This window comes from Synechococcus sp. B60.1 (assembly GCF_047462555.1).
Taxonomy (GTDB): domain Bacteria; phylum Cyanobacteriota; class Cyanobacteriia; order Thermostichales; family Thermostichaceae; genus Thermostichus.
Genome location: NZ_JANSJN010000204.1, coordinates 1 through 1411 on the forward strand (window position 1 = coordinate 1; position 1411 = coordinate 1411).

The 1411-nt window shown below is 60.9% G+C and carries 2 pseudogenes; both read left to right on the plus strand.

What is annotated here, in order from left to right:
• Positions 1-141, plus strand: a pseudogene (locus NW863_RS13040) (RNA-guided endonuclease TnpB family protein); the annotation flags it as partial.
• 79 nt (positions 142-220) lie between these two features.
• Positions 221-1411, plus strand: a pseudogene (locus tag NW863_RS13045) (phosphoketolase); the annotation flags it as partial.

Consider the following 1411-nt stretch of genomic DNA (forward strand, 5'->3'; position numbering starts at 1 on the left):
CCCTGCATCTCCACTGGCGTCAGCGGGACGGAGTCCTTTGTGATTGCGCTTTTGGGGGCTGCCGCAAACCAGCCCAGAGGTCCGTGGTTGGCTTGTCAACTGCAGGGCTACCAAGAGCCCGTACTTTATACGTCAGCATGAGTGCGGGTAGTTTACAACATCCAAAAGGCCTTATCAGGTTTAAAGTGAGGAGTAACCCGACAAAGAGTGAGGCTCGACCATGACGCTGGCTCAGGAGGCAACTGCCCAAGTTCCCGCCTTTTGCGAAGGGATCCAATACTTTGGGGATCCCTGGCCGGAATTCGATCGCCTGGGCCAGGAACCTGCAGTCGATGCTGCCACAGGCAAGCTGCGGGATCCCGGCAGTCGCATGGCCGCCTACCAAACTTTGCTCTATGCTGATGCGTTGCGCTACCTCACCCTGCAGATGACAGCCAGCAAAGCCTCGGGCCACCCGGGGGGCTTTGCCAGCCAGGCGGAAGCCTATGCCGCTTTGGTGTACCTGGGCCAAAAGAACATTCCCACCGAAGTGGGCCACCACGCCCCCGGCTTCTATGCCGCCATGTTCTTGGATGGATCCCTGGCCGAGATGGGCATCCACACCGTCTCTGACTTGCAGGCTCGCTTTCGGGAACGGGAAGGGCTGCTGGGGCACCTCTCTGGCTACATCCCCGGCTTGCTGGCGCCGGCAGGGCCCCTTGGGCAGGGGCAGCACTTTGCCATGGCCGCTGCTTTGCTTTACCCGGATCGCCTCTTTCCTGTCACCATCGGCGATGGGGGGCTGGGGGAGCCCTACGTGATGAGCTCCATGATCCACTTTCACACCGCCTTCCCGCAGCGCACCAACTTCCTGCCGGTGCTGGTCTGGAATGGCTACAGCCAAGAGCACCACAGCATGATCTCCACCCTCACCAACGCCCAGATGGTTGAGTACTGGCGGGGCAACGGCTTCGAGGAAGTGGTGCTGGTGGATGCTAAGGAATTCGACGATGCCCAGCAGCCTGGCCCCTATGTGGACAGCACTCTTTTTTCCCTGGAAGCCCGCTTGGCCTTTGCCCAGAGGGTACTGACCGAAATGGAGCGGGCCATTCAGTCAGCTCTAAGCGGCCACCTGACGGTTTTCATCCTCAAGCAACTGAAAGGGGCGGGCGTGCACGCCAAGGGATCCAAATCCCACAACCTCTACGCCCACCACACCTTGGACAACCCCGACATTGTGGCTGCTCTGCAAGCGCGGGCGCTGCATCCGGCAGCTTGGGCCCTGGTGCGACAAAACTGCGAGCGGGCTGCTGGGGGACCGGCAGCTAAGGTGGTGGTCACTGAGTCTATCCGGCCTCTGCCGCCGCTGGGATCCCTCAACTTAACTGAGTTCCCCCTCGGCGATAAGCAAGTCTCCACCACGGCCATTGGC